The 17,919-nt window shown below is 66.7% G+C and carries 20 protein-coding genes, 2 tRNA genes and 1 riboswitch; of the genes, 10 read left to right on the top strand and 12 right to left on the bottom strand.

Annotation, left to right across the window (positions count from 1 at the left end; genetic code table 11):
- Window positions 1-288: RlmF-related methyltransferase (locus WAS25_RS02050; RefSeq protein WP_422309814.1), on the top strand; the 288-nt coding region annotated here is incomplete at its 5' end.
- A 10-nt stretch (window positions 289-298) separates the two neighbouring features.
- Window positions 299-751 carry a hypothetical protein gene (locus WAS25_RS02045; protein WP_422309813.1) on the top strand — a complete coding sequence of 151 codons (453 nt, stop codon included), beginning with the start codon at window positions 299-301 and terminating at the stop codon, window positions 749-751.
- Here the strand turns inward: WAS25_RS02045 and WAS25_RS02040 are convergent.
- Window positions 748-1,659, bottom strand: a complete 912-nt coding sequence (locus tag WAS25_RS02040; protein ID WP_422309811.1) for a glutaminase — start codon at window positions 1,657-1,659, stop codon at window positions 748-750. The genes WAS25_RS02045 and WAS25_RS02040 overlap by 4 nt on opposite strands.
- A gap of 38 nt (window positions 1,660-1,697) precedes the next feature.
- Here WAS25_RS02040 and WAS25_RS02035 point away from each other — a divergent pair, with 38 nt between their 5' ends.
- Genes WAS25_RS02035 through WAS25_RS02025 form a run of 3 tightly spaced genes read left to right on the top strand, consistent with a single transcriptional unit; the run spans window position 1,698 to window position 3,467 of the window.
- Window positions 1,698-2,195: a DinB family protein gene (locus WAS25_RS02035; RefSeq protein WP_422309809.1), complete on the top strand. Its 498-nt coding sequence runs from the start codon at window positions 1,698-1,700 to the stop codon at window positions 2,193-2,195.
- 37 nt (window positions 2,196-2,232) lie between these two features.
- The gene (locus WAS25_RS02030; RefSeq protein ID WP_422309807.1) at window positions 2,233-2,976 is read left to right on the top strand and encodes an SDR family oxidoreductase; all 744 of its coding nucleotides are present in this window, start codon (window positions 2,233-2,235) and stop codon (window positions 2,974-2,976) included.
- Between the two features lie 14 nt (window positions 2,977-2,990).
- On the top strand, window positions 2,991-3,467 hold the full coding sequence (locus tag WAS25_RS02025) for a DUF4199 domain-containing protein (RefSeq protein WP_422309805.1): 477 nt from the start codon (window positions 2,991-2,993) through the stop codon (window positions 3,465-3,467).
- A 3-nt stretch (window positions 3,468-3,470) separates the two neighbouring features.
- Here the strand turns inward: WAS25_RS02025 and WAS25_RS02020 are convergent, their stop codons facing one another.
- The 4 genes from WAS25_RS02020 to ahcY form a co-directional block, all read right to left on the bottom strand.
- Window positions 3,471-3,914, bottom strand: a complete 444-nt coding sequence (locus WAS25_RS02020; protein ID WP_422309803.1) for an NUDIX domain-containing protein — start codon at window positions 3,912-3,914, stop codon at window positions 3,471-3,473.
- Window positions 3,914-4,444 carry a DUF4337 domain-containing protein gene (locus WAS25_RS02015; protein WP_422309801.1) on the bottom strand — a complete coding sequence of 177 codons (531 nt, stop codon included), beginning with the start codon at window positions 4,442-4,444 and terminating at the stop codon, window positions 3,914-3,916. The genes WAS25_RS02020 and WAS25_RS02015 overlap by 1 nt, the downstream gene beginning before the upstream one ends.
- 46 nt (window positions 4,445-4,490) lie before the next feature.
- Complete coding sequence (locus tag WAS25_RS02010; protein WP_422309799.1) at window positions 4,491-5,870, bottom strand: hypothetical protein; 1,380 nt, start codon at window positions 5,868-5,870, stop codon at window positions 4,491-4,493.
- 101 nt (window positions 5,871-5,971) lie between these two features.
- Window positions 5,972-7,369: an adenosylhomocysteinase gene (gene ahcY / locus WAS25_RS02005; RefSeq protein ID WP_422309797.1), complete on the bottom strand. Its 1,398-nt coding sequence runs from the start codon at window positions 7,367-7,369 to the stop codon at window positions 5,972-5,974.
- Between the two features lie 59 nt (window positions 7,370-7,428).
- A riboswitch (S-adenosyl-L-homocysteine riboswitch) is annotated at window positions 7,429-7,516 on the bottom strand.
- A 518-nt stretch (window positions 7,517-8,034) separates the two neighbouring features.
- Between ahcY and WAS25_RS02000 the strand changes: the two genes are divergently transcribed.
- A complete protein-coding gene (locus WAS25_RS02000; protein ID WP_422309795.1) occupies window positions 8,035-8,652 on the top strand; it encodes an outer membrane beta-barrel protein in 618 nt (205 codons plus the stop codon).
- A gap of 73 nt (window positions 8,653-8,725) precedes the next feature.
- On the opposite strand, the gene WAS25_RS01995 is transcribed toward WAS25_RS02000, so the two are convergent.
- A tRNA-Ser gene (locus WAS25_RS01995) sits at window positions 8,726-8,813 on the bottom strand.
- 83 nt (window positions 8,814-8,896) lie between these two features.
- Here WAS25_RS01995 and WAS25_RS01990 point away from each other — a divergent pair.
- Together WAS25_RS01990 and WAS25_RS01985 are read left to right on the top strand one after the other, a co-directional pair.
- Window positions 8,897-8,989: transfer RNA gene (locus WAS25_RS01990), tRNA-Ser, on the top strand.
- Window positions 8,990-9,147: 158 nt separating this feature from the next.
- Window positions 9,148-9,309, top strand: coding sequence for a hypothetical protein (locus WAS25_RS01985; RefSeq protein ID WP_422309793.1), 162 nt, complete (start codon window positions 9,148-9,150; stop codon window positions 9,307-9,309).
- A 235-nt stretch (window positions 9,310-9,544) separates the two neighbouring features.
- Here the strand turns inward: WAS25_RS01985 and WAS25_RS01980 are convergent, their stop codons facing one another.
- Complete coding sequence (locus WAS25_RS01980) at window positions 9,545-10,645, bottom strand: branched-chain amino acid aminotransferase (protein WP_422309791.1); 1,101 nt, start codon at window positions 10,643-10,645, stop codon at window positions 9,545-9,547.
- Window positions 10,646-10,687: 42 nt separating this feature from the next.
- Window positions 10,688-12,151, bottom strand: coding sequence for a PLP-dependent aminotransferase family protein (locus WAS25_RS01975; protein WP_422309790.1), 1,464 nt, complete (start codon window positions 12,149-12,151; stop codon window positions 10,688-10,690).
- A gap of 178 nt (window positions 12,152-12,329) precedes the next feature.
- On the opposite strand from WAS25_RS01975, the gene WAS25_RS01970 reads away from it, so the two are divergent.
- On the top strand, window positions 12,330-12,869 hold the full coding sequence (locus WAS25_RS01970) for a DUF4136 domain-containing protein (protein WP_422309788.1): 540 nt from the start codon (window positions 12,330-12,332) through the stop codon (window positions 12,867-12,869).
- A gap of 25 nt (window positions 12,870-12,894) precedes the next feature.
- Here the strand turns inward: WAS25_RS01970 and WAS25_RS01965 are convergent, their stop codons facing one another.
- From WAS25_RS01965 to WAS25_RS01955, 3 genes are all read right to left on the bottom strand, one after another.
- Complete coding sequence (locus WAS25_RS01965) at window positions 12,895-14,475, bottom strand: DUF748 domain-containing protein (protein ID WP_422309786.1); 1,581 nt, start codon at window positions 14,473-14,475, stop codon at window positions 12,895-12,897.
- A 229-nt stretch (window positions 14,476-14,704) separates the two neighbouring features.
- Window positions 14,705-14,935 carry a hypothetical protein gene (locus tag WAS25_RS01960; protein ID WP_422309784.1) on the bottom strand — a complete coding sequence of 77 codons (231 nt, stop codon included), beginning with the start codon at window positions 14,933-14,935 and terminating at the stop codon, window positions 14,705-14,707.
- A gap of 298 nt (window positions 14,936-15,233) precedes the next feature.
- Window positions 15,234-15,953, bottom strand: coding sequence for a queuosine precursor transporter (locus WAS25_RS01955; RefSeq protein WP_422309782.1), 720 nt, complete (start codon window positions 15,951-15,953; stop codon window positions 15,234-15,236).
- A 99-nt stretch (window positions 15,954-16,052) separates the two neighbouring features.
- Here WAS25_RS01955 and tpx point away from each other — a divergent pair, with 99 nt between their 5' ends.
- Entirely contained in the window at window positions 16,053-16,550 is a 498-nt protein-coding gene (tpx, locus tag WAS25_RS01950; RefSeq protein WP_422309780.1) for a thiol peroxidase, read from the top strand.
- A gap of 112 nt (window positions 16,551-16,662) precedes the next feature.
- On the opposite strand, the gene WAS25_RS01945 is transcribed toward tpx, so the two are convergent.
- A complete protein-coding gene (locus WAS25_RS01945) occupies window positions 16,663-17,916 on the bottom strand; it encodes an MFS transporter (RefSeq protein ID WP_422309778.1) in 1,254 nt (417 codons plus the stop codon).
- Window positions 17,917-17,919 lie beyond the last annotated feature (3 nt).

The raw sequence follows: 17,919 nt of genomic DNA, 5'->3' as shown, positions 1-17,919 counted from the left end.
GCGCGGAACTTCGGCGGCCAGGGCGCAGAGCTGTGGTGTGAGGGCGGCGAGGCAGGCTTCATCCGCCGCATGATCGAGGAGAGCGTGGCGCTGGGCCCGCAGGTGGGCTGGTTCACCACCCTGGTGTCCAGCTCGGCCGCCCTGCCCAGCCTGCACCGCCTGCTGCGCCAGGTGGAGGCCCGGGACATCCGCACCGTGGCCATGGCCCAGGGTCAGAAGCAGAGCCGCTTCGTGGCCTGGTCCTTCCTCGGCGCCGAATCCCGGCGCCCCTTCCCGGCCGCCCCCTGAGCGAGGTCCCATGAAGCCCCTCCTGTTCGCCTTCGCCCTGGCCATCCTGGGTTCTGTCATCTACCACACCGGCCAGAAGCTGGTGCCCCCCAGCGTCCAGCCCCTGGCCCTGCTCATGGGGGCCTATGCCGTGGCCTTCGCCCTCGCCGCCCTGGCCCTGCCCTGGGTCCAGCCCACCGGCAGCGCGGGCATCTGGCGCGAAGCCTTCGCGGGCCTGGCCACGGGCTCCAGCCTGCGCGCGGCCCTGGTGCTGGGTGTGGGCGTGCTGCTCATCGAGGTGGGCTTCCTCCTGGCCTACCGCTGGGGCGGCTCCCTGCAGTGGTCCGCCGTGGTCGTGAACGGCGCCGCGGCCCTAATCCTCGTGCCCATCGCGGTGGGCGCCTTCCGGGAGTCCTTCTCGCCCGTGAAGGGGCTGGGCATGGCGCTGGTGCTGGGGGGCCTGGCCCTGCTGGCCCGGCGCTAGAACACCGACCAGCCGGTCCGGGTGGTGAAGCGGTCCAGGGCTTCGACTCCCGCCACGCTGTTGCCGTGGGCGTCCAGCGCCGGGCTCCACACGCAGAGCACGCCGCGCTCGGGCAGCACCGCCAGGATGCCGCCGCCCACGCCGCTCTTGCCCGGCAGACCCACGCGGTAGGCGAAGTCGCCGGCGGCGTCGTAGGTGCCGCAGGTGAGCATGATCGCGTTGATGCGCTTGGCCTCGCTGCGGCTGAGCAGGCGTGAACCATCGGCGCGCAGGCCATGGTTGGCCAGGAAGAGCCCCGCCTTGGCCAGGTCCGCGCAGCTCATGGTGAGGGCGCACTGGCGGAAGTAGTGGTGGAGCACCGACTCCACCGGATTCTCCAGATTCCCGCAGCTGGCCATGAAGTGCGCCAGCGCGGCGTTGCGGTGGCCGTGGCCCGCCTCGGAGGCGGCGACTTCCGCGTCGATGTCCAGGGCCGCATTGCCGCTCTCGGCGCGGAGGAAGTCCCGCAGGGTGCCCAGGGAGTCGCCCGTGAGCGAGAGCAGTCGGTCGATGAGGATGAGGGCCCCGGCGTTGATGAAGGGATTGCGCGGAATGCCCTTCTCGTACTCCAGCTGCACCAGCGAGTTGAAGGGGTTGCCCGAGGGCTCGCGGCCCACGCGCCGCCACAGGGCCTCGCCATCCCGGGCCAGCACCAGGGCCAGGGAGAAGGCCTTGGACACGCTCTGGATGGAGAAGGGCACCCGCCAGTCACCGCTCCCCAGCAGCTGACCGTCCACGGTGCCCAGGGCGATGCCGAAGCGCGCCGGGTCCACCGCCGCCAGGGCCGGGATGTAGTCCGCCACCTTCCCCTGCGCCGCAAAGGGCGCGGCTTCGCGGGCCAGGTCGTCGAGGAGGGCTTGGAGGTCCATGACGCCAGGATCCCACAACCGGGTCTAGGATGATCGCCATGACGCCCCTCGCCGCCGACCTCCTCATCCTCCTGCGCCGCGACCTTGGCTGCTTCATCCGCGAGGTGGAGGCCTTCCCCGATGACGCGACGCTCTGGCGCACGCTGCCGGGCGTCCGCAACAGCGCCGGCAACCTGGCCCTGCACGTGGCGGGGAACCTGCGTCACTTCGTGGGTGCGGTGTTGGGCGCCACGGGCTACGTGCGCGACCGCGACCGGGAGTTCGCTCAGCGCGAGGGCGGCCGCGCAGAGGTGACCGCCATGCTGAAGGCAGCGGTCCGCGAGGTGGAGGTGGGCCTGCAAGGCCTGACGGAAGCCGCCCTGGCCGAGCCCTATCCCCTGGCCGTGATGGGCCACCAGCCCCCTGCGCGACGGTTCCTGCTGCACCTGTCCACGCACCTGGCCTTCCACCTGGGCCAGGCAGGGTACCTGCGCCGCGCCCTCACAGGCGAGGCCGGCGCCACCGGTGGCATGGGCATCGCCGACCTGATGGGCTAACCTCGACGGATCAGCACCCGCTCATCCTGGAGGTTCCATGTCGCTCGAGGGTCAGGTCGCACTCGTCACCGGAGCCAGTCGCGGCATCGGCGCCGCCATCGCCCTCTCCCTGGCGGCCCAGGGGGCTGCGGTGGCCGTGAACTACTTCGGCTCCGAGGCCGCGGCCCAGGCCGTGGTGCAGGCCATCCGCGCCGCCGGGGGAACGGCCCTGGCCGTGAAGGCCGATGCCCGGGACCCGCACCAGCTGGAGGCCATGGCCGCCACCGTGAAGGCCGAGCTGGGCCCCATCAGCATCCTCGTGCTGAATGCCTCCATCTCCTTCCCCATGACCGGATTCCTGGACTACCCCTGGGAGTCCTTCGAGGCGAAGCTGCTGGGCGAGCTTGGCGCGGCCTTCCACGGCTGCCGGGCCGTGGTGCCCCAGATGCTGGAACGAAAGGGCGGCACCATCGTGGCCATCACCAGCGGCCTGGCCCGCAACCCGGGCTGGGGGTTCTGCGCCCACAGCGTCGCCAAGGCCGGCCTGGAGGGCTTCGTGCGGGCCCTGGCCTGCGAGCTGGGGCCCATGGGCATCCGGGTGAATGCCGTGGCCCCGGGCCTCACCCTGACAGATGCCACCGCCCAGCTCCCCGAGAAGCATAAAGACGCGGCGGCGGCCCACACGCCCCTGCGTCGCAATGGCCTGGCCGCCGATGTGGCCGAGGCCGTCACCGGCCTAGTCCAATCGGGCTTCGTCACCGGCGTCACCCTGCCTGTCAACGGCGGCAGCTACATCTTCTGAGCCCTGGAGGCCCCATGCACCCCACCCTGCGCTACGGCGTCCTCCTCGGTCTCGGCGTGGCCACCTGGACCTTCGTCATGGGCTTCACCGGCTGGTACAAAAGCCCCTCCCTGCTCTACCTCTTCTGGCTGGTGATCCCCTATCAGATCGGCCTGCTGGTCTGGGCGCTGCGCGAGTCAGGGCGGGACTTGGGCTATGGGCGGCAGGTCTGGACCGGCGTGAGCATCTCCCTGCTGGGCTCGCTGATCATCTTCGCGGCCAGCATCCTCTTCACCACCCTGGTCTTCCCGAAGTACTTCCATGAGCTGGAGGCCCTCGGCCGCCAGGTGATGGCGAAGCAGGGCCTGAGCCCCGAGCAGATCGAGGCGGCCGTGAAGGCCCAGGCCCCCATGCAGACGCCCCGGGCCAGCGCCATGGCCGGCGCCATCGGCACGGTGCTGACGGGCTTTTTCACCTCGGTGATCGCGGCGGTGTGGTTCCGCAGGAAATAACCCCTACCGCTCCACCCGGATGTCGGCCACGAGATCCAGCGGGAAGCGCTTTCCCGCCAGGACATCGTCCAGGCAGCGCAGCACCCACCCGGAGCGCAGCGGGGCCAGGGCCAGTTCCTCCCGGCTGAGCCAGTGGCAGCAGAGGATGTCTGCGTCTTCCGGCACGGCCTCGACACCATCGGGCACGGTGCCCGTGTAGCAGATGCGGAAGTAGTCGCTCCCGTTGGCCGCCTTCAGGGGGTAGAGACCCACGATGGCCACCGCTGTGAAGGCGAGGCCGGTCTCCTCGTGCACCTCGCGGTGTACGGCGTCGAGCGGGGACTCGCCGGGTTCCACATGGCCCGCGGGCTGGTTGATCACCGGCAGGCCCGTCACCTTGTCCGGTTCCTCCACGAACAGGAACCGGCCCTCGCGCTCGATGACCGCCGCGACCGTCAGCCGCCACATCAGACGGGGAAGAAGAGGAAGAACCCGTCGGCGAAGTAGACGATGCCGACGAGGCCCACGGCGAGGCCCGCCCAGTAGACCGGCTTCTGTTTCAGCAGGGCCGCGATGGACGAGAGCAGGATGCCGATCTGCAGGTAGATCACCGCCAGCCCGAAGGGGGCGCCGTGCCTCTGGGCGTCGGCCTTGGCCTCCTCGAAGGCCGTCGCCTTCTTGAAGATCTCGGCCTTCTCCCCGTCGTAATTGGCGACCTTCTTCTCCACATCGGCCAGGCTCTTCTCCAGCAGCGGCAGCGAGGTCCTGGGCGCCAGTTCCTGTTCCCGCTTGAGGCGCATGGCCTCCACCTCGTAGAGGTTCCCCTTGATGCCCTTGGCCTGGAAGTAGGCCCACTGGTCCGAGGCCATGGCCTGGTTCAGCACGGTCTTGGTGGAGTAGCCGCCGCCCTTGAAGGTTGCCAGCGTCGCGCACACCGCCAGGATCACCGTGGTGAGGGCCAGCAGGTTCAGCCAGGGTTCCTTCTTGTCATCGGCCACGGTGGGGCTCCTTCGAAATCACGATCATAACCAGGGCCCCGGCCCCTCAGTGGCTGGCGTGGGGCCAGACCCAGTCGCCCCGGTCGGGGTCGACCTTGCGGTCCTTACCCTCACCTGTCCAGGCCACCGTCCCGTCGTTGTCCTGCCCGTTCCATCCCACCTGGTACAGCGTGAAGCCCTCGCCCTTGCGGGCGTATTGCAGGGGCCCCCCCGTCACCAGGTCGTGGGGCAGGGCCTGGAGGTAGGCCGGGACCAGGGCGTCCAGACGCTCGGGGTACTGCCCCTTCTCCAGGCGGTGCCGCTCGAGGGCGCAGACCACCACGCCCTCCTCGATGAGGGCCTGGGTCCGGGCGAACCGCTGGACCTGGCCCAAGAGCGCGGGGACGCCGAGCCGGGCGAGCCTAAGGTCGTATCGGTACCGGAGGGACTGTTCCCAGGCTTTGCCGTTGATGATCCAGTCGGGGTGGACGCGGTGGGCCTGTGGGTCCTGGGCCTCCACCAGCGTCGTCATGAAGCGGCAGTACGCCAGCAGGTTGCGGTAGACCCAGCCGCGTCCGAGGGGGCCTGGCCAGACCTTGGCGCTCCGACCCTCGATCTCGAAGGTAGGCGTCGACCGGTTCTCGGCCAGAGCCGTGAGCGCCGTGATGCCGAACTCGCGCTCAGCCTGCCAGGCCAGCTTCAGGCTGGGCAGCAGGTCGATGCGGGCCAGGTCCGCCTGCAACCGGGACAAGTGCGCTGCGGTCCAGCGGCGGTCCTCCAGCCCCTCCCAGGCCACCTGCAGGGTGATGTTCAGGACGGCCACCCGCAGGAGGGCGCTGATCAGGTGGGGTTCGGCCTTCAAGTGCTCGGCCAGGCGCAGCCCGGTCTCCAGGTCCGCCAGGGCCAGGTCGGTGCGACCCGCGCGCAGGTGGGCGTTGGCCCGCACCCGCAGGGTGCGCATGGCCGCACGGAAGCCCAGGAGCGCGGGGATGCCGCCGTCCTCGTACTCCATGGGAATGCGGCAACCGCTCCGAAGGGTCGCCTGATCCAGGTCGCGGAAGATCGGCTCCATGGGCTTGAACACGGTCTGGAGGTCTGCCGTTCCAAAGGCCCGACCCACAGCGTCCAGATCATCCGGCCGACCCTCCATCCAGTTACCGAGGTGGTTCAGGGCCCCGCTGGGCAGGGAGAGCGCGGCAAACCGGGCATCGGCCGGGCCCCGACCCATGGCTCCTTTGACCAGTGGGGCCTCGGCGAAATTCTGCTCTGCGGGCACCGGCGACGGCGCGAGCTCCTTCCAGCCGAAGCGGTCGCCCGTGGCGATGCGCTGGGCCTGCCAGCGCTGAAAGGCCCACTTCCCGCTGAGGTGGTAGCCCAGCAGCCAGAGCCCGAGGACCAGGACCAGCCCGCCGATGACCAAGAGGATGCCCAGCAGCCAGGTCCGCATGCATACCCCCTTTGATCCGATCATCCTGATCAGGAGATCACCAATAAACAAGCACGGCGCCTCTCGGCGCCGTTCGGGCTAGCTCGTTCAGCGAGAGGGGCCTAGTACCGGTAGTGGTCGGTCTTGTAGGGCCCTTCCAGCGGCACGCCGATGTAATTGGCCTGATCGGGACGAAGGGTGGTGAGCTTCGCGTTCAGGGTCTGCAACTGGAGCCGTGCCACCTGCTCGTCCAGGTGCTTGGGCAGGGTGTAGACGCCGACCGGGTAGTCGCCCTTCTTCGTCCACAGCTCGATCTGGGCCAGGGTCTGGTTGGCGAAGGAGGAGGACATCACGTAGCTGGGATGGCCCGTGCCGCAGCCCAGGTTCACTAGGCGGCCCTTGGCCAGCAGGATGATGCGGTGGCCATCAGGGAAGATGACGTGGTCCACCTGGGGCTTGATCTCCTCCCAGGTATATTTCTCCAGACTGGCGACGTCGATCTCGCTGTCGAAGTGGCCGATGTTGCACACGATGGCGTTATGCTTCATCCGCTTCATGTGGTCGTGGGTGATGACGCGCAGGTTGCCGGTGCAGGTGACGAAGATGTCTGCCTGGCTGCAGGCCTCGTCCATGGTGACCACGCGGTAGCCCTCCATGGCCGCTTGCAGGGCGCAGATGGGATCGATCTCCGTGACCCACACTTGGGCGCTCAGGGCACGCAGGGCCTGGGCGCTGCCCTTGCCCACGTCGCCATAGCCGCAGACCACGGCGATCTTGCCGGCGACCATCACGTCGGTGGCGCGCTTGATGGCGTCCACCAGCGACTCGCGGCAGCCGTAGAGGTTGTCGAACTTGCTCTTGGTGACGCTGTCGTTGACGTTGATGGCGGGGAAGCGCAGCTCGCCCTTCTTCGCCATCTCGTACAGCCGGTGCACGCCGGTGGTGGTCTCCTCGGTGACGCCCAGGACCTTGGCCAGCTGGGCGGAGTACCACCCCGGCTTCTCGGCGATGCGCCTGCGGATGGCGGCGAAGAGCACCGTGGCCTCCTCGCTGTCCGGGTGGTCGAGGACGCTGGCGTCCAGCTCGGCCCGAGCGCCCAGGTGCAGCAGCAGGGTGGCGTCGCCGCCATCGTCCAGGATCATGTTGGCGCCGCCCTCGAAGTCGAAGATGCGGTGCGTGTAATCCCAGTAGGCCGGCAGGGTCTCGCCCTTGATGGCGAAGACCGGCGTGCCGCCCGCGGCGATGGCGGCGGCGGCGTGGTCCTGGGTGCTGAAGATGTTGCAGCTGGCCCAGCGCACGTCGGCGCCTAGGGCCTTCAGGGTCTCGATGAGCACGGCGGTCTGGATGGTCATGTGCAGGGAACCGGCGATGCGGGCGCCCTTGAGGGGTTGCTGCACCGAGTACTGCTCACGGATGGCCATGAGGGCGGGCATCTCGCCCTCGGCGATGGCGATCTCCCGGCGGCCCCAGGGGGCCAGGGAGAGATCGGCGACTATGAAATCGGTGGTGGCGACGGTCATGGGACCTCCTCGAAGGGCGGGCGACGGGCGGGGAGCCACCTCATCGACCCGGGTCTGGGTTGAGGTGAGCGCCGTTCCTGAGGGAAGCATCCGAGCCTGAGATCCCGCGCAGCCGAGCTGCCGGGTCCTGCAGCGCTCCTCGGACTGTTCCAGAATAATCGGTCCTGACAGGAATCGGGATCGGGGATTTCTGTGATCCGCATTTAATGTCACGTTGCCAAATTCATTCAAAATTTTGTTACAAAATATAATTATTTAAATAAATGTGTTTATTAAATATTTTAAAAATTTTGTCATTTTAAAATAACCAAATTTTCGAATAGAAAAAATTTAGTAAAGCAAATAAGAGGCTTACAGTTTGGCACAAACCTCGATTGGTACGGCTTGCCTGAAAGGAGGCAACCAGCTTCTTGGCGGCGTCCATGAGTTTGTCGACCCCAGCCGCTTTGGCACCTCCCATCGCCCAGCGGACCCACCGGATCTGAAGGTGCTTCCGATCGAAATGATCGGTCCAGGCTTGAATCCAGGCCCTTTGCAATATATTCAAAAATTGTTAATTAAGATGTTTATCAATTGGATACGTTCTTGCTCCCAGATGGACATTCCCAACGGTCGGCCACCTGCTGCCCGTCCTGCCCCACCGAGTGGGTGGTCCACGGAGTCCCATGAAGTGCCTCGCGCTCCTTCCACTGCTTCTCGTCCTTCCCCTGGTCGCCCAGGATCGGCATCGGCCCACCTACGGACTGTCGGTCCAGTTCAACGCACCCCTGGGCGACCTGAAGGAGGACACGGACCAGAGCCTGGGGGTCGGTGCAAGCGTGCTGGCCCAGTGGAATCTGGCCCAAGGCCACGCCCTCCGTTCCCGCATGGACGTGAACGTGTTCCAGGTGTCCCGCTATGAGCCGAGCAACAGCAACTATCGGGAATCCCGCAGCCTGAGCGCCGTGGGCTTCGGCGTGGACTACCTCTACCACCTGAGCGGCAGGCCCGTGGGCCTCTACCTCACGGGAGGTGCCGGGATCACGCGCTGGGACCTCACCACCACCACCAGTGACAAGGTGGGCAGCTCCTACGCCTCCAGCTACGAGCGCAACAGGAACACCACCAGCCTGAGCCTGGCAGCCGGCCTGGGGTGGCAGTTCACCCGCATCATCGGCCTGGAGACCCGGTTCATCCATTCACCTTACAAGACCTTCGACCTAGGCAATCCCACCTCCACGACCCGCACGGATGTGAACCGGGATGGCAACTTCCTGCAGGTCGCCGGGACCTTCCGCTGGTAGAGGGTGGGGCGCGGGAACGCCGCGTATTCTGCGCGTTCAAACCCGTGCGCCCCGCATTCGCGGGGCGCTGGTGTGGCGGAGAGTGAGGGATTCGAACCCCCGAACGCTTGCACGTCTTCAGTTTTCAAGACTGACGCCATCAACCACTCGGCCAACTCTCCGTGCCTCCATCTTGAAGGCTGGGCGCGGCTCCGGGCAAGAAGGCTTGTGCCAGCCCGGTCGGAACGGTAATCTGGGAGGCCTTGGAGAGATGCCGGAGTGGCCGATCGGGCTCGCCTGCTAAGCGAGTGTATTGGGTAAACCAGTACCGGGGGTTCGAATCCCCCTCTCTCCGCCAGATGCGCTACTAAGCCCCTGAAACCAGGGGCTTTATTTTTTGGTGCCTCCAGGTTCCCATATGTATTTCCATGACATGAAAGGGGGCAAGAGGAGTCCAAAAGGGGGTCTGGTAGCCTGTTCTCCCCTTCCAGGGTGCCACAGAGGCATGGAGGGGCCATGGCAACGATCAGGGATCAACGGCTGAAGCTCAGGGGCAGGCTGTTCCTGCTGGGCCAGCGGAAGCCCCTGGACGAGCACCAAGTGGTCGCTCTGAATGCCCTGGATGACCTCGACACCGTGGTCGAGATGATGAAGCGCATCCTGCGGACGCAGGGTTGACGTCCTCCCGGAAAATCAGACCAGGGATCATGTGAATTTCGGATCAAGTTGACCCACCCCGGTTTTCTGTCGCAGGCACTGAGTGAGGATTCGAGCCTTTGAAGGGCCCCTTAGCCAGTGTTTCCGGCCTTGGGAGCGGGTTGTTTGAATCAGGACACGCCCTCACGCAACGGAGCTGAATCAGGCAGCAGAAGGCCCGCCATCGGCGGGCCTTCTGCTGCGGTGCAACCGCCTTCTAGCCGACGATCTTCTTCATCCAGCCATGGGTGTCAGGGACTCGGCCGTGCTGGAGGTCCAGCAGGACTTCGCGGAGCTTGGCGGCCACGGGGCCGGTCTGGCCGTGGTTGATGTCCCAGTTGCCGCGGCGGGACTTCACGTGGCCCACGGGGGTGATGACGGCGGCGGTGCCGCAGGCGAAGGCCTCGGTCATGCGGCCATCGGCGATGGCGTTCTTCCACTCGTCCACCGTGATCTTGCGCTCCTCGGCGCGGAAGCCCTGCTCGCGGGCCAGCTGCAGCAGGCTGTCGCGGGTGATGCCGGGCAGCAGGGTGCCGGTGAGCTCGGGAGTGACGACCACAGTCTCGCCGTTCTCCTGATAGACGAAGAAGATGTTCATGCCGCCCATCTCCTCGATGTTGTTGCGCTCGATGGCATCGAGCCACACCACCTGGTCGCAGCCCTCCTCCTTGGCCTGGCGCTGGGCCACGAGGCTGGCGGCATAGTTGCCGGCGCACTTGGCGAAGCCGGTGCCACCGGGCGCGGCACGGACATAATCATCCGAGATCCAAACGGTCACGGGCTTCACGCCGGCCGGGAAGTAGGCGCCGCTGGGGCTGGCCAGCAGGACGAAGAGGTACTCGTTGCTGGGACGCACGCCCAGGGCGGCTTCCGTGGCGATCATGAGGGGGCGCATGTAGAGGCTCTCGCCCACGGCCCCGGGCACCCAGGCTTGGTCCTGCGTGATGAGGGCCTTGGCGGCGCCGAGGAAGATCGCTTCCGGCAGTTCCGGCATGGCGAGGCGGGCGGCGGAGGCATTGAAGCGCCGCGAATTGGCCTCGGGGCGGAAGGAGGCGATGCTGCCATCGGGCTGCTTGTAGGCCTTGAATCCCTCGAAGATGGCCTGGCCGTAGTGCAGAACGGAGGCGGCGGGGTCCATCTCAAGAGGCCCATAGGCCTTCAGCACGCCCTTACCCCAGCCCTCGCCCTCCTTGTAAGGGACCACCACCATGTGGTCGGTGAAGACGCGGCCGAAGCCGGGGTTGGTCATGCGCACGGCCCGCTCCTCGGCGGTGGCGGGGTGGGCGGAAGGTCGGATCTCGATCGTGGCGTCGGTCATGGCGTGGCTCACTGGAACTCCTTGGTGGGAGGGGGGATCGGATCAGGCCCGGTGGACCAGGTGGCCCAGGCGCGCGATGGCCTCCCGGGTGGTCGCAGGGTCGTGGGTGGAGAAGTTCAGGCGGAGGCAGTTGGTGCCGCGGCCGTCGGCGAAGAAGAGGGGGCCCGGTGCAAACCCGAGGCCGTGCTGCAGGGCATCGCGGTGCAGATCCAGCGCGGAGAACTCCTCGGGCATCACCACCCAGAGGTGCATGCCGCCCTTGGGCTCGGAGACCTGCGTGCCTGGCGGGAAGTGCTCGGCGAGGGCCTCAACCATGGCGTCCCGGCGCTCCTTGAGGGCGCGGCGGAGGCGGGCCAGGTGCCGCCGGAAGCCGCCGTTGTCGAGGAAGCGCGCCACCACCGCCTGCATGAGGGGTGGCTGGGCGATGGTCTGCACCTCCTGGATGGGCGCCATGCGCCGCAGCAGGTCATGCCGGGCGATGAGGTAGCCCATGCGCAGGCCCGCCGCCAAGGACTTGGAGAAGCTGCCCAGGTGGATGACGTGGTCGGCGCCGTCTAGGCGCCGGAAGGGTGGCAGGGAGTTGCCGGAGAAGCGCAGGTCGCCGTAGGCCGAGTCGGTCACGAGGATCACGCCGTGGGCGCGGGTCAGGGCCAGCACGCGCTCGCGGCGGGCCTTGGACTGGGTCATGCCCGTGGGGTTGTGGAAGCTGGGCACCGTGAAGAGCATCTTGGCTTCGCTGCGCTGAAGGGCCGAAGCCAGGCGCTCGGGATCGAGGCCCTGGCGATCCACGGGCACGGGGACAGCCTCGCGGCCCAGGGCGCGGATGAGGGCCAGGATGCCCACGTAGCAGGGGCTCTCCACCAGCACCCGGTCGCCAGGCACGGTGAAGGACTCCAGGGCCAGGGCCAGGCCCGACTGGGCGCCGGGAATGGAGCGGATGCCCCAGCCCTCGTCGATGGGCTCGCCCTCCGAATCCAGCCAGCGTGCCACGGCCTCCAGGTAGGGGGCATAGCCCGCGGGCGCCGAGTAGACCCAGGCCTCCGAGCCGAGATCCTTAAGCACCTGGGCCGTGAGGCGGCGCAGCTGCTCGCCGGGCAGCAGGTCCGAGGGGATGAAGCCCGCTGAGAAGCTGATGAGGTGGCTGTCCTGGGCGCGCTCCAGGGTCTCGCCCAGCCAGGATCCCAGCTCGCCGTCATGCACCAGCAGGGGCGAGCCCTCGAAGGGGAACTCGCTGCTGGCCCGCAGGCCCGGGGCCTCCGGCAGGCGGGGCGCCACGAAGCTGCCCCGGCCCTGCACGGTCTGGATCCAGCCGGTGCGCTTCAGCCCGGCGATGGCCTTCAGCACCGTGAGGCGGTGGACACCCCAGCGCTGCGCCAGCTCGGGCACCGCCGGCAGGCGCGAACCCGGGCGCCACTCGCCCTGCTGGATCAGGCCGCGGAGCTTCCTCTGCAGTTGCAGATAGAGGGGGCTGGACGCGCCAGGGTCGAGGGTGGGATCAAGGACCATCCCCACCAGGATCGGGTGAAACCCCCCGTAGTTCAAAGAAACGAATTGAAAATCACAGCCCAGAACAGACCATCCCGGCCTCGGGGGCTGGAAGCGGTAAATACTCAGACCACCCTAGACCGCCCTGATTCAACCTTCCCCTGGATTCCGGCATCCATACTGGTGTCTGGAGGTCCCCATGCGCACCCCTGCCCTGCCTGCCGCCCTGCTTTCCCTGCTTCTGCTCTCGGCCTGCAGCAGCTACCACGTGACCTACGACTACGATGTGACCGCCTCGTACAGCCGCTACAAGACCTTCGACTACTACACCTCCAAGAAGGGCACCGGCGGCACCACGAGCCTCATGGACAAGCGGGTGCGCGCCTCCGTCGAGAAGGAGCTGCAGGCCAAGGGCTTCAGCATGGAGACCAAGGCCGATCCGGACTTCCTCGTGACCTACTACCCCATCGTGCAGGAGCGGAAGGTCCGCAGCACGGTCCACATGGGCTGGGGCTGGGGCTACCGGCCCTTCCGTGGCGGCATCGGCACCAGTTCCACCCAGGTGCGGAAGTACAAGGAAGGCACCATCGTCATCGAGATCGTGGACTTCAAGAGCAACCAGATGGTCTGGCAGGGCGCAGCCGCCGGCGCGCTTACCGGGCTGGAGAACCCCGAAGACGCCAACGAGGTGGTGGCCAGCGCCGTGCGCGACATCCTGGCCAAGTTCCCACCGAAGTAGCACAAGCGGCAGCCGCAGCGACTGCTCAACGCCGGACAGGCTTGAGGGATTCCGGGGGCTTGGGTGGTTCCGGGAGCTTCGGTCCGGTCAGGAACCCTGGCAGGATGGCGCGGGAGAGGCCATTCCCGATGAGCTTGCGGATGATCTCCCACTCGCTGGTCTGAGGGTCATGGGTGGAGCCGGAGATGCGGATCACCGTGGCCACCGCCTTGGAGTCGTGGTTCTTGAAGAGGCCCGCGAAGAACTGCAGCACATGCATCTTCACGCGCTTTCCGAAGGGTTTCCCCTGGTCCTTCTGCCGGTCGTAGATCCTCAGGTTCTTGATGAGGGGCTTGATATAGCCTTCCACGCGGCCGTTCTTCACCGTCATCTCGGTGTAGACGGAGAACAGGCCAGCCGCCACATCCACATCGGCGTGGGTTCTCAGCATCCCGTTGAGGTCCACGAGGCGGGCATCGTCGAGCTTGAGCTGAACCGTCGCATCTGCGGGCGTCGCGGTGGACCGGAAGGCCCCGGAAAGGACCGTGGTGCCGCTCCCCATGAAGGTCCCCTGCGCCCGGAATTCGGTCTTCCCCGGCTCCCTCTGGTTGCTCAGGTTCTTCAGGGTCAGGTTCATGTCCGCCATGAACAGTCGATACGACGGCGAGACCCCTTCGTTGACGAAGCCGAGCTGACTGTGGGTCAGGTTCAGGGTATCCACCTTGAGCAGGAGCTGCGGTGCATTGCGGACCTGCTTCGCCAGCTTGATGGCCTGCTTGCCGTGAATCCGCTCCACAGCCTTGGTGGCCTTGCTGGTGACGTAATCCACCTTGAGCTGGTCCAGGAGGACCTCCTCGAGATGGGCCATCTGGGCCTCCGGGGTGTATTCCAGCGCCCCGTGCAAGGATAGGAATCCTCCCGTGGTCTTCAGTTGATATTCCTGGGCCAGGGGGTTCAGCCGGTCCAACGGGATCTTGTCTAGGCGCAGGTCTCCCCGGGCCCCCACATAGGGTTCCCGGAGAAAATCAGCCGCCCCCTTGAAGGAGATCGTGCCCGTTTCGAACAGGACACCATCCAGGCTCACTGGCGAGGGGTAGGTGCCCTTGGCCGCGGCGATGTTGCGCACATTCTTGGCGAGCATGGAGACCTTCGTGAGCCGAAGGGGCTTGGTGGCGGTGCCGCTGGAGAGGTACAGCAGGGAACCGTCCACGACCTTCACTTGGTCCAGCTTGATGGGAAAGATTGACTCCACGGCCTTCTGCCAGCCCCGGTCCTTGAGGCTCACATGGCTCTGAGCCTCCTCCTCGATCTGGTCCAGGTTGATGTGCAGGGCCGGACGCTGGATGGTCAGAGTCCCGGCCACCTTGAAGCGGAGCAACTCAGACCAGACCAGGGAGAATTCGAGGGCGCCGAAGTCCGCCACGGGGGGCTCCGGGTGTGTGTTCTGCACCAGGACCAGGTTGTCCAGGTCGAAGGCCAGTCGCCACAGGTGCGGCCGGACCTTGGCGATGCGCACGGTGTAGCCGTTCAGGTTGGCATTCATGGTCCGTTCGGCCCAGGCACGCATGGGGCCAGCGAGCAAGGCATCCACGAAGACGAGAGCCACCAGCAGCACGCCGGCAAGCATGGCCAGGATGCTTTTGCCTCGGTGGGGCCGGAAGGCCTTCAACAGTCGCTGCCAACCCGGGTGCGGCGTGGCTGAGGGGGAACCGGGAGGCGAACCTCCGGGGGGCGTTTTAGGGTTCGTATCCATGGCAGGTGGGGTGGGTCCGTTCCATTGGGCATGGGCGCTTCGACTGCCCGACGCAGCCTGGGGGCCGCAGCTGATTTCCCTTCCTGCCTGTGCTGGAGTGGGCCTAGGTAGTGAGGAGGGACGGCCCCTCCTGGGCACGTTCGGAAGGGGGCGCTCCCGAGAGCAGGTCCATCAGCGCGGCGAGGGAGCCATCACGGGCCGGGTCGGGGCGCATGGAATTCCAGATGGTCCAGTTGATGCCGTTCATGCGCTCCCCGGGCTCACTGCCCGGGGCACCGCGAAGTTCCACCAGGGTGCAGAGGGGGCGGCGCACGTGCTGGGCAACGGGGCTCACGGGGCCAGCCTCAGGTTCTGCTCAGCGGTGAAGGCAGGAACCACCGGCAGGCTGACGGAACAGGTGACACATCGTTCGGGCGGACATGGCGGTCTCAAGGTGGGCTCCGGCAATGTCCTTGAAGATGCAGATTTGGGGCCAACGGACAAATCAAGCCATTGATGCGAATAGGACATGGAATCGTCCCGTCATGGGCACCGCGACCAGTCAAAATGATGGGGGCTTGCGATCAGTTTGAAGGCCCGGAATCACGGCCCTCGACACCTCGGACCGGGATGCCGGTCGGAGGTCCAGCGCCTCAGGCATCCTTAACGAAGGGGCTGAAGTCCGTGCCTTCGTCGTAGACGTCCACGCCCTCGGTGCGCTTGAGGAAGCCCACGACGGCATAGGTCAGGGGCGTCGCCAGGGCTTCGTAGAGTACCTTGAAGACATAGCCGCTTGCCGCCATCACCAGGATGGTCTTCACCGGGAGAGTGAAGGCGAAGAGGCCGAAGGTCACCACCAGACTGTCGACAGCCTGGCCCGCCACAGTGCTGCCCACGGTGCGGGCCCAGAGCCAACGCCCCCCGGTCATGACCTTCATCTTGGCCATGACGAAGCTGTTGACGAATTCCCCGATCCAGAAGGCCGCGAGGCTGGCCACGATGCCCCGGGCCGTATTGCCGAAGACGAGTTCGAAGGCCCGCTGGTTTTCCTTCGGCCAGTCCGGCGCCGCGGGCAGCCACACCATGAACAGCGCGAAGAAGCCCATGAGCACGTTGGCCATGAAGGCGATCCAGATGGCCCGCCGCGAGCCGCCGTAGCCGTACACCTCCGTGAAGATGTCGCTGAAGATGTAGGTGATGGGGAAGAGCAGCTGGGCGCCGCTGAAGATGAAGGGGCCGATCTGGGTGGGCTTGGGTCCCAGCAGGTTGCTGATGAGCAGCACCACCACGTAGACATGGACCAGCAGCTCGTAGTGCCGGAAGCCGGCCAGGCGGTGGTCCCGGGCAGTGATCTTCTGCAGCAGGGTGGGCATGGGTCTCCGTCACGGGAATGTCCAAGACTACCTCAGGTACAGGCGATGTCTGCGCACCCCGCAGGGCGCTAAACTGGACATTCATCCTCAGGAGCTCCCATGGCCCAGATCACCCTCAAAGGCAATCCCATCCACACCGCCGGCGACCTGCCGAAGGTGGGCGCCCATGCCCCCAGCTTCACGCTGGTGCGCACCGACCTGTCCGAGGTCTCCGGCAAGGACCTTGCCGGCCAGCGCGTGGTGCTGAACATCTTCCCCAGCATCGACACGCCCACCTGCGCGGCCAGTGTCCGCAAGTTCAACGCCCGCGCCAACGAGAAGCCCAACACGACCGTGCTCTGCATCAGCGCCGACCTGCCCTTCGCCCAGAAGCGCTTCTGCGGCGCCGAGGGCCTGGACAATGTGGTGCCCGCCTCGACCTTCCGCAGTGCGGAGTTCGGCCAGGCCTACGGCGTGGCCCTGGTGGACGGCCCCCTCAAGGGCCTCCTGGCCCGTGCCGTCGTGGTGGTGGATGAGAAGGGCACGGTGGTGCACACCGAGCTGGTGCCCGAGATCGCCCAGGAGCCCGACTACAACGCCGCGCTTGCCGTGTTGTAGCGATAACTGAACGAGAATAATCACCACGAAGACAGGAAGACCACGAAGGTGAAGGGCGACCTTGCCTCGTGGTCTTTCCGTCTTCGTGGTTGTTTTTTGAACCCAGCCTTCCCTACCCGATGCGATCCATCTTCCGGAGCTCGGGCACTCTCCAGGTGGTGAAGGCCACCACCAGCAGGGTCATGCAGCCGCCGAAGACCACGGAGGGGACCAGGCCCATCAGCCGTGCGGCCAGGCCGCTCTCGAAGGCCCCGATCTCGTTGCTGGAGCCGATGAAGACCTGGTTCACCGAGGACACGCGGCCCAGCATGTGCTCCGGCGTGAGGGTCTGCAGCAGGGTGGCGCGCAGCACCACGCTGACGTTGTCCACGGCGCCGCTGGCCGCGAGCAGCAGGCAGCTCAGCAGAAAACTCCGGCTGATGGCGAAGGCGATGGTGAACATGCCGAAGGCTGCCACGCAGATCAGGAGCGTGCGTCCCGCCCGGCGCAGAGGCGGCAGGTGGGCCAGGGTGAGGCCCATGAGCACCGAGCCGACGGCAGGGGCGGCGCGCAGTAGACCAAGGCCATGGGGGCCGGTGTTCAGCACCTCCTTGGCGAAGACGGGCAGCACCGCCACGGCGCCACCGAACAGCACCGCGAAGAGGTCGAGGCTGATAGTGCTGAGCAGCAGGCGCTGCGAGAACACGAAGCGGAGGCCCTCCCCGAGGCTGGCGAAGATGGAGCCCTCCAGGGGGCGCACCGCCTTCGGCGTGTAACGCAACGGCAGCAGCCCCGCGAAGCCGGCCAGCAGGAGCAGTCCCACGAGGAGATGGGCGGCGATGGGTCCCTTCCAGGCATAGACCAGGCCCCCGATGGCGGGACCGATCACCATGCCCGAGTGGAAGACCGACACGCGCCATGTGGAGCCCGCCGCGTAGAGCTCCTTCGGCAGCAGATCCGTGCCGAGGGCCACATTGGCCGGGCGGTAGAAGGCGCGGACGATGCCCGTGAGGAAGATGATCCCGTAGATGGGCGCCACTTGACTCGCCAGGGGCCCCGTCAGGGAGCGCCAAGTGAAGAGCAGGAGGAGAACAGAGCACAGGGCGAGGCTCAGGGTGGAGGTCATGCAGAGCCTCAGCCGGTTCAGCCGGTCCGCCGCATGGCCGCCGAAGAGCGCGACCCCCAGGAAGGGCAGCGCTTCGGAGAGGCCCACCAGGCCCAGGGCCAGGGGGTCGCCGGTTCGCTCATAGACCTGCCAGCCCACCACCACGCCCTGCATCTGCAGCCCGAGGGTGACCAGCCACATGGACGCGATGAACCAGCGGTAGTCCGGGTTCCGCAGGACCGCATAGGGATCGAGCCTGGGACTGCCCGCCTCCTCTGCCACAGG

This window comes from Geothrix sp. (assembly GCF_049292215.1).
GTDB lineage: Bacteria > Acidobacteriota > Holophagae > Holophagales > Holophagaceae > Geothrix.
Note: the sequence above shows the minus strand (reverse complement) of the source record. Positions and strands in the feature narration are given on the sequence as shown.

Coding starts and splice junctions, on each gene's coding strand:
- WAS25_RS02045 (WP_422309813.1), top strand. CDS start 299: ATGAAGCCCCTCCTGTTCGCCTTCGCCCTGGCCATCCTGGGTTCTGTC.
- WAS25_RS02040 (WP_422309811.1), bottom strand. CDS start 1,659: ATGGACCTCCAAGCCCTCCTCGACGACCTGGCCCGCGAAGCCGCGCCC.
- WAS25_RS02035 (WP_422309809.1), top strand. CDS start 1,698: ATGACGCCCCTCGCCGCCGACCTCCTCATCCTCCTGCGCCGCGACCTT.
- WAS25_RS02030 (WP_422309807.1), top strand. CDS start 2,233: ATGTCGCTCGAGGGTCAGGTCGCACTCGTCACCGGAGCCAGTCGCGGC.
- WAS25_RS02025 (WP_422309805.1), top strand. CDS start 2,991: ATGCACCCCACCCTGCGCTACGGCGTCCTCCTCGGTCTCGGCGTGGCC.
- WAS25_RS02020 (WP_422309803.1), bottom strand. CDS start 3,914: ATGTGGCGGCTGACGGTCGCGGCGGTCATCGAGCGCGAGGGCCGGTTC.
- WAS25_RS02010 (WP_422309799.1), bottom strand. CDS start 5,870: ATGCGGACCTGGCTGCTGGGCATCCTCTTGGTCATCGGCGGGCTGGTC.
- ahcY (WP_422309797.1), bottom strand. CDS start 7,369: ATGACCGTCGCCACCACCGATTTCATAGTCGCCGATCTCTCCCTGGCC.
- WAS25_RS02000 (WP_422309795.1), top strand. CDS start 8,035: ATGAAGTGCCTCGCGCTCCTTCCACTGCTTCTCGTCCTTCCCCTGGTC.
- WAS25_RS01985 (WP_422309793.1), top strand. CDS start 9,148: ATGGCAACGATCAGGGATCAACGGCTGAAGCTCAGGGGCAGGCTGTTC.
- WAS25_RS01980 (WP_422309791.1), bottom strand. CDS start 10,645: ATGACCGACGCCACGATCGAGATCCGACCTTCCGCCCACCCCGCCACC.
- WAS25_RS01975 (WP_422309790.1), bottom strand. CDS start 12,151: ATGGTCCTTGATCCCACCCTCGACCCTGGCGCGTCCAGCCCCCTCTAT.
- WAS25_RS01970 (WP_422309788.1), top strand. CDS start 12,330: ATGCGCACCCCTGCCCTGCCTGCCGCCCTGCTTTCCCTGCTTCTGCTC.
- WAS25_RS01965 (WP_422309786.1), bottom strand. CDS start 14,475: ATGCTTGCCGGCGTGCTGCTGGTGGCTCTCGTCTTCGTGGATGCCTTG.
- WAS25_RS01955 (WP_422309782.1), bottom strand. CDS start 15,953: ATGCCCACCCTGCTGCAGAAGATCACTGCCCGGGACCACCGCCTGGCC.
- tpx (WP_422309780.1), top strand. CDS start 16,053: ATGGCCCAGATCACCCTCAAAGGCAATCCCATCCACACCGCCGGCGAC.